The following is a 7,680-nucleotide window of genomic DNA, read 5'->3' as shown; positions in this document are numbered from 1 at the left end:
TCGCCCGTCGCCCGTCGCCCGTCGCCCGTCGCCCGTAGTGTCCAGTCTACTGGGGGCCGGCGGTCGGGCGTTGCCGTTTCCGCAGGTCGGGGTGGGTTTCCTCTCGTCGTCGGGCGACATGATCCGATCCTATCGCGCGCTCCTCGAAGACCGCGGAGAGTGAGGGAGAGTGATCCACACCGCACATCTGGCAAAGGGGCGCGGCACGGCGTACCCGCTCGCGAAGATGGCGGTATGAGTGAATGGGGAATCGCCCTGATCGCCGCGGGTTCGGCGGTCGCCGGCAGTGTGGTGACCGGCTGGTACACCCGCAGCGCGGGCATCCGACAAGCCGCTGCCGCACGTCACGCGGGGGATCGTCAGGCGGATGCGCTGCTCGACTCGGTGCGCATGACGCTTCGCGCCGACGCCGGCCATCGCGAGTTCACCCTGCGCCGCCAGATCTACGCGGAGTTCCTCGGAGCCGCGGAGGCGAAGCTCCTCACCGAGCGGAACGGCCGGAGCCAGCCCGACGACGACGCTGCGCTTCAGCGAGCCTTGAGCGGAGTACTCCTGGAAGGCCCGCCGGACGCCGCCGCAGCGGCACAGCACCTTGTCGACAGTCTGCGACGCCACGTGAGACCGGACGAGCTCCAGCACGCGAAGCAGGCGTTCATCTCGGTGGCACAGGAACGCTGCCGGCCCCAGCCCCCAGCGGGTCCCGCGGCTCCACGGGGTCTTGCGTAAGTGGCGTCGACACAAGCACCCGCAGATCCAGGCAGGACGGGCGACCAGGTCGCCCCGATTGCCTGCCTGCAATCGGGGCGCCCGTGCTGCGCCTACGCCGCGAGTGTGTCCAGGACTTCTGCGACGGAGGCGGGGTCCAGAGGACCTACGTGCGACGCCTCGGGAAAGTCGTGTACGTGGAAGCGGTTGCCGGGTGTGAGTGCGTCGGCCTCCGCGACCATCCTGTCCTGGAGCGCGGTGGCGATCGTCCGGTCTTCACCGAAGCGCAGGTAGGTGCGGGGGATGCGTCCCCACCTGTCTGCCCGCCCGACCGCTCGGCCCGCGTACGCGGCGATGGGCTCGTCGGTCTGCATGCCGGCCAGGATGCGGCGGAAGTCGGCGTCGGGGTAGTCCGCGCAGATCATCTCCTTCAGCAGAGCCAGTTCACGGCGGTCACCTGTCCGGAAGTTCAGCCGCAGCACCCCCAGCTGGTCGGGGACGCCCACCGTCAGTTCGACCGGGCTGACGGCGTCGGCGTTCTCGGGCGCCGCCGTGCAGGCATCCGCTGTGGGCAGGGCACGGCTGGGGCAGAAGGCCGCCATGTAGCAGATGTGGTGAAGCAGGTGTGGGACGGCGTTGCCGACACGGCTGACCGATACGCCGCCGAGGCTGTGCCCGACCAGCACCACCGGCCCGTTGCGCGCCACCCGCCGCACGATGCCCGTGACCTGGGCCTCGTAGTCGTCCAGTCCGAGACCCTTCAGCGGGGACGGCTCGACCGCCATCGCTTCGAGATCCTGCCGCTGGTACGACTCCGGGACGAAGGCCTGCGTGCCGTGCCGCGGCTGGTCCACCATGACGACGCGGTGACCGCGCAGAGACAGCTCGCGCGCGATCGGCATCCAGAACGCGCCGGCGCTGTGAGTACCGTGCACCAGCACGTACGTGGTGGCCCCGCGACGTGGCTCCGCCGCCGCTCGCGAGGCTCCGAGTGCGCCGGTCAGGGCCGTAGCCCCCACCGCGAGCCCCAGACCACGCAGCGCGGTCCGCCTGGTGGTACCCGTTCGTTGTTCGTTCGTGGTGTCCGTCATGCTCCGACGCTATGAGCGGCCCTCTGCGCCCACCAGCGGCCCAGCACCCCGGCGGGGGTGGGCCTGGCACCACCGTCGGACACCGGGGATGGGAGGGTCAGACCAGGACGCGTATGCCGGCCGGCAGTCCGAACTGGTCGCGGGACCAGCCTTCGTAGATGCTGTCGGCGACGTTGCACAGGTGGTTCATCGCGGCGTGGACGTCGCGCCAGTGGCGCTGGAGGGGCTGGTCGAGGCGGAGGGATCCGCCGCCGGCGCGGCGGAAGAGTTCGTCGACGGCGTCGGTGGCGCGGCGGGAGGCGCGGACCTGGTTGCGTCGGGCCTCGGCCCGGGCCTCGATGCTGATGGTCCGGCCCGCGAGGACGTCCTCGTACATCCGGTCCATGGTGGCCAGCAGGTGGGTGCGGCTGGCGTCCAGGTCGGCGGCGGCTTCGCCCAGGCTGGAGAGCTGGTGCGGGTCCTCGGCGGCGCGGCTGCCGACGATGGTGATGCGCTGGCGTGTGTAGGCCAGGAAGGCGGCGAGTGCGCCCTCGGCGATGCCCAGGGTGGCGGCGCTGATCGCGCTGGAGAACATGACGCCGAACGGCATCGCGTACAGCGGGTTCCCGGGCCGGTGGCGCTCGGCGAGGATGCCCTCGCTGACCTCGTGCGCATCCAGGGTGCGGTGGTCCGGGACGAAGGCGTCCTCGACGACGATGTCCTTGCTGCCGGTGCCGGCGAGGCCGACGACCTTCCAGCTGTCCTGAAGGATCTCGTAGTCCGCGCGGGGCAGGACGAAGTGCCGCATGTCCGGGGGCGGGGTGATGTTGCCGGCGTCGTCGGTGACGATGCCGCCCAGGACGGCCCAGTCGCAGTGGTCGCTGCCGGAGCCGAAGGGCCAGCGGCCGGAGAAGAGGAAGCCGCCGTCCACCTTCCGGGCACGGCCGTTGGGCGCGTACGGCGAGGAGATCCAGGTGTCCGCCTTCTCGCCGTTCTCCCCCCAGAGCTCCTGCTGGAGCCTCGGGTCGGAGAAGGCCAGCTCCCAGGGGTGGATGCCGACCACGCCGCCCACCCAGCCGGCGGCCGGATTACGGGCGGCCAGTGCCATCACGGTCCGGTAGAACTCACCGGGTGTCGCCTCGTAGCCGCCGAACTCGCGCGGCTGCAACAGCCGTACGACACCGGCGGAGCGCATCAGCGCGGCGGTCTCGTCCGTCAGCCGGCCGGCTTCGTCGTCCTGGACGGCCTGCTGCTCGAACCGCGCGGCGAGCTTCTCGACGCGTTCGTTCACCTCGTGCATGGAGTGAAGTCCTCGTTCCTGGGGTTGTCGGTGGTGATCAGTGGTGGGCGACGAACTCGGCGACCAGCCGGTTGAACTCGGCGGCGTGCTCCAGTTGGGCCCAGTGACCGCAGCGGTTGAGGAGCACCAGGCGGGAGTCGCGGATCGTGGAGACCAGACGCAGGGAGTTCTCGAAGTGCACCACCCGGTCGTCGCGGCCGTGGAGGATCAGGCTGGGCGCGGTGATCCGGGCGATCTCCGCGTCAGTGGCCGAGCTGCCGACCTGCCTGGTGCGCTGAAGGTGCTCCAGGAAGTTCTTCAGGTGGTCGGGCCGTGACCGGGCGGCAGTGGACCGGGCACGGGCGAGTGCCTCGCGGTCCGGGCCGGCGCGGAAGGTCATGACGTCGACCAGCTCGGCCATGGTGGCCTCGGAAGGGTCGGCATAACCACGGATGAGAATCTTGAGTCCCTCGGTGGGACCGTCGCCGGGGCCGAACAGGCCGGGGCCGCCCCTGCCGGCCGGAGCGCCCATGGTGACGACGTGGGAGACGCGGTCGGGGTGGAGGGCGGCCAGGCGCAGTGCGGTCATGCCGCCCATGGAGTTGCCGACGAAGGCGGCCTTCTCGATGCCGAGGGCGTCCAGGAGCTGCACCGCCGCGGCGGCGTGGTCGCGTTCCCCGCCGGTGACGGTGTCGGACCTGCCCCAGCCGGGCATGTCGACGGCGATCACCCGGTACCGCTCGGCGAGAGCGGGGATGTTGGGGGAGAAGTTGCTCCAGCCGGTGGCACCGGGCCCGCTGCCGTGCAGGAAGACGACGGGATGGCCCTCGCCTGCTTCGTTGTAGTGCAGGGTCCAGTCCTCGGTGGTGACGGTCCGGCTGGTGCTCTCTTCGGTGAGAGCGGCGGTGGCTGTCACAGCCAGGCTCCTTCCAGGGGTACGGGGGCGAGGGCGGCCGCCGCGGTGGTGGTGGTTCCGTAGCGGCCGCGGTGGAAGACGAGGGGGCGCTGGGCGTGCTCGCCGTCGTGCAGGGAGAGCGCGGTGACGCGCCCGACGGCGAGCTGGTGGTCGCCGACCGGGTGGTCGTCGACGAGTTCGCAGTCGGCCCAGGCGATCGCGTCGGTCAGTACGGGCGAGCCGGCCGGTCCGGGCACCCAGTCGACGGCACCGAAGCGGTCGACGCCGCGGGTGGCGAAGACCCGGCAGACGTCCTGGTGGTCCTCGCCGAGGATGTTGGCGCAGAAGGCGCCCGCGGTGCGGATGCTCGCCCACGTCGAGGAGTTGCGGTCGGGGAAGAAGCCCACCAGCGGCGGACTGAGCGAGATGGACGTGAAGGTGCCGACGGCCATGCCGACCGGACCGTCTGCCGTCATGGCCGTGACGACCGCGACCCCGGTGGGGTAGTGCCCGAGCACGCTGCGGAAGGTGGCCGGGTCGTGGTGATCGACGAGTGTCACCGCGGGTCCTTTCTGGATGGTGCCTGTGTCGCGTGCGGCGCCGGGCTCAGGCCTGCTCGATCCGGGTGATGAGGGCGGGCGGCAGGGCCTTGGACGCCTCGGGCTGGTGGTGGCCCCAGATGCTGAACCGGTCGAAGGTCCGCGACTCCCAGGTGAGGTCGTCCACCGCGATGCCGCCCCAGCCGTACTCGATCTGGAAGGCGGCCGGCGTGTGGAGGTAGAAGGAGGTCATCAGGTCGTTCACGTGGCGGCCCAGGGTCAGGGCGAGCGGTACGTCGTCGCGCTCGCACAGGTCGAGGGCGTTGCCGACGTCGTCGATGGAGTCGACCTCCAGCATCAGGTGCTGCAAGCCGGTCACCCCGGGGACTTCGCCGATGGCGAGCGTGTGGTGGCGCCCGTTGACGTGGTAGAAGCGGATCTGGAGCTTGCCGTCGATGACGATCCGGTCGGACAGCTTGAAGCCGAGGACACCGCTGAAGAAGGCGTCGGCCCGGGCCAGGTCCGGCACGAGCAGCACGATGTGCCCCATGCCCTGCTCCCCGGTCTTGAAGCCGCTGAGCGGCCGCCCGGGCCGGAAGGTGGCGGGACGGTGGTCGCGGCCCCAGGACAGCTCGTGCCGCAGACCGAACGGGTCGGTGAACCACAGCAGGTTCTCCACCGCACGCTCGCCGGCCAGCTCCGGTGTGCCGTCCGTGACCTCCACGCCGTGATCGGCCAGCCGCTTCGCCATCGTCCGGGCCGTGTGCTCGTCGGGAACGTTCCATCCGATGTAGGCGACATCGTCCTTCTCGCCGGGGTGCAGGGCGAGACGCCAGGCGGCGTCGTCCATGCGCAGCAGGACGGTGCCGTCCTCGCGCCGAGGGGCGAGTTCCAGGCCGAGGATGTCGGGTCCGAAGGTGGCCCACTGCTCGTGGGAGGGGGTGGTGATGCCCAGGTAGGCGAGGGACTGGATCACGGTGACCTGCCGATCGGGGAGCTTGATGACGAACGATTAATCTAGATTGCACGTTCTAGGAAGTGCTCGAAACGGTAGCTCCGCAGGCGTGTGGTAGCAAGGGGTCATGGCAAAGAAGGCCGGCGTGCAGCACCGGCAGAGCGAAGAATCCCGGCGTCGCATCCTGGAAGCGACCCTCGAACTGGCGGCGGAGCGCGGCTACGAAGGCACCACGATCGCCCTGGTCAGCAAGCGGTCCGGGCTGCCGTCGGGCTCCGTCTACTGGCACTTCGACAACAAGGACAGCCTCTTCGCGGCGCTCATCGAGCAGAGCTTCGAGGAATGGGCCCGGCAGACCGGCTGGGCCAGTGACGCGGGCCCCTCCTCGCACCGGCGGCTCATCGACTTCATGCGCGACCGTCTGACCGCCGACGACTTCAGTCACGGGTTCTGGCGGCTGGGGCTGCTGCTGTCGCTGGAGCGGCGCATGGCCGACTCGGCGGCGCGACAGCGTTTCCTGGAGATCCGACGCCGCATGCTGGACGTGCTGGCCCGCTGGTGGACGAACGTCCTCCCCGGCGAGGTGACCGCCCGCGACGAGGGCCTGGCCCGTCGCCTCGCCCAGTTCGCGCTGGCCGCCTCCGACGGAGTCTTCATCGCCGCGGCGGCCGGCGACGACTGGGACTTCCAGGGGCTGTCGGACATGCTGGCGGACGCGCTGAACCACCAGGTCACGCGCGCCGTCCGCGAGACACGGGAGGCCGCCGGAGTGCCTACGGCGCCGTGACGCCCCAAGATGTACCGCGTGCCCGCTCTTCCTATGATGGCCAGGGGCGAGGTCAGGAACGGACGGATGCCGATGAGCGGACCCGCGGACGCCGAGGGAGCCGGCGCGGGAGGCCCGCCGCCGGAGCCCTGTCCCGCCACTGCCTGGGTGGACCGGGTGGGCACCGTCCAGCTGTGGAGTGCGGAGGCGGAAGCCCTCCTCGGACACCCGGCGAAGGACATCTGCGGCACACCGGCGGTGGAGCTGCTGACCACACGTGGGGACCGAGAAGCGGCGCTGGCAGGGCGCGACCGGCCTGAGGCCGGCCAGAGCTGGGACGGCGTTCTCGCCCTGCGCCACCGCGACGGGCACGAGGTGAGGGCCGCGCTGCGCGTGCGCCCGTTCATGGACCGGGAGGGCCGAGCGGGATGGTCGGTCTGCGCGGGGGACGCTCGGCGGATCGAGCGGGAGGACGTCGACCGGGCGCTGATGCGGGCCCTGTTCGAGCAGTATCCCGCCCCCATCGCCATCATGGACGACGAGTTGCGGTACCGGTTGCTGAACGAAGCTGCCGAGCGAGTCCTCACCCACCCTGGGAACCAGCTCATCGGCCGGCACGTCGGCGCGGACACCTGCCACGTCGACTCCGGAACGGTCGACCGGGTTCTGCGGCAGGTGCGGGAAACCGGTGAGTCAGTCCTCGGCCTTCCGGTGCGTGGGAGCCCCCCGACCGGTCCGGACCGCGACCGGATGTGGTCGCTGTCCACGTTCCGGCTGACCGACCCGACCGACCGTCTCCTCGGCATGTGCCAGACGTACGTCGACATCACGGACGGGTACCGGGCCGAGCGGCGCCTGGAACTGCTGACCAAGGCCGGAGCGGGCATCGCTGCCACGCTGGACGTGGCACGCACCGCGCAGGAGCTGGCGGACGTCCTCGTGCCGGCCCTCGGTGACGTGGCCTGGGTGGCCCTGTCCGAGGCCGTGCTGGAGGGGGACGAGCCCCCGAGGATGTCCGGCCCGGGGCGGTGGAATCTGCGCAGGATCGGCGTGGCCCCGCCGGGGGAGGGCTGGCCGGCCGGTCTGCCGGCCGCGGGCGCGGTTCCGCCCACGCTGCCGAACCACCCGCTGCTGCGGAGAATCGGGCAGGGTGAGACCGTCCTTCTGCCCGACCTGGACAGCGTGATCGCCGCAGCCGAGGGGCACTCGGAGCTGGCTCATCTGTTCGTCCCCGAGCACGGCCACTCCGCGATCGCGGCTCCGCTGTTCGCCCGTGGCCTCGTCCTCGGCACCGTGGTCGTCTGGCGCACACGTCGGCCCGTCCCCTTCGGCCAGGAAGATGCCGGCCTGCTGACGGAGATAGCGTCCCGGGCCGCACTCGGCGTGGACAACGCCCGCCGCTACACGCGCGAGCACCGGGCGGCCGTCGCCCTCCAGCAGCGCCTGCTCCCCGCGGCCACCACCGACACTA

Annotated in this window: 8 protein-coding genes; 3 read left to right on the top strand and 5 right to left on the bottom strand. The window is 71.2% G+C overall.

The genetic code is table 11. The annotated features are described in order from the left end of the window. Positions 1-234: 234 nt before the first annotated feature. The gene (locus GTW67_RS05500; RefSeq protein ID WP_161163662.1) at positions 235-726 is read left to right on the top strand and encodes a hypothetical protein; all 492 of its coding nucleotides are present in this window, start codon (positions 235-237) and stop codon (positions 724-726) included. 92 nt (positions 727-818) lie between these two features. Here GTW67_RS05500 and GTW67_RS05495 read toward each other — a convergent pair whose 3' ends face one another. From GTW67_RS05495 to GTW67_RS05475, 5 genes are all read right to left on the bottom strand, one after another. Then, a complete protein-coding gene (locus GTW67_RS05495) occupies positions 819-1,646 on the bottom strand; it encodes an alpha/beta fold hydrolase (protein WP_161163664.1) in 828 nt (275 codons plus the stop codon). A gap of 247 nt (positions 1,647-1,893) precedes the next feature. Beyond that, entirely contained in the window at positions 1,894-3,075 is a 1,182-nt protein-coding gene (locus tag GTW67_RS05490; RefSeq protein WP_161163661.1) for an acyl-CoA dehydrogenase family protein, read from the bottom strand. Positions 3,076-3,112: 37 nt separating this feature from the next. After that, positions 3,113-3,970: an alpha/beta fold hydrolase gene (locus GTW67_RS05485; protein WP_161163660.1), complete on the bottom strand. Its 858-nt coding sequence runs from the start codon at positions 3,968-3,970 to the stop codon at positions 3,113-3,115. After that, a complete protein-coding gene (locus GTW67_RS05480) occupies positions 3,967-4,509 on the bottom strand; it encodes a flavin reductase (RefSeq protein WP_161163659.1) in 543 nt (180 codons plus the stop codon). The genes GTW67_RS05485 and GTW67_RS05480 overlap by 4 nt, the downstream gene beginning before the upstream one ends. A gap of 46 nt (positions 4,510-4,555) precedes the next feature. Beyond that, positions 4,556-5,464: a VOC family protein gene (locus tag GTW67_RS05475; protein ID WP_346010566.1), complete on the bottom strand. Its 909-nt coding sequence runs from the start codon at positions 5,462-5,464 to the stop codon at positions 4,556-4,558. A gap of 106 nt (positions 5,465-5,570) precedes the next feature. Here GTW67_RS05475 and GTW67_RS05470 point away from each other — a divergent pair, with 106 nt between their 5' ends. Further along, complete coding sequence (locus GTW67_RS05470; RefSeq protein ID WP_161163658.1) at positions 5,571-6,230, top strand: TetR/AcrR family transcriptional regulator; 660 nt, start codon at positions 5,571-5,573, stop codon at positions 6,228-6,230. Positions 6,231-6,302: 72 nt separating this feature from the next. Next, a partial coding sequence (locus tag GTW67_RS05465; protein WP_161163657.1) for a PAS domain-containing protein occupies positions 6,303-7,680 on the top strand: 1,378 nt, incomplete at its 3' end.

Origin of the sequence: Streptomyces sp. SID5910, assembly GCF_009862125.1 — a bacterium.
Taxonomy (GTDB): domain Bacteria; phylum Actinomycetota; class Actinomycetes; order Streptomycetales; family Streptomycetaceae; genus Streptomyces.
Note: the sequence above shows the minus strand (reverse complement) of the source record. Positions and strands in the feature narration are given on the sequence as shown.

Coding starts and splice junctions, on each gene's coding strand:
- GTW67_RS05490 (WP_161163661.1), bottom strand. CDS start 3,075: ATGCACGAGGTGAACGAACGCGTCGAGAAGCTCGCCGCGCGGTTCGAG.
- GTW67_RS05500 (WP_161163662.1), top strand. CDS start 235: ATGAGTGAATGGGGAATCGCCCTGATCGCCGCGGGTTCGGCGGTCGCC.
- GTW67_RS05470 (WP_161163658.1), top strand. CDS start 5,571: ATGGCAAAGAAGGCCGGCGTGCAGCACCGGCAGAGCGAAGAATCCCGG.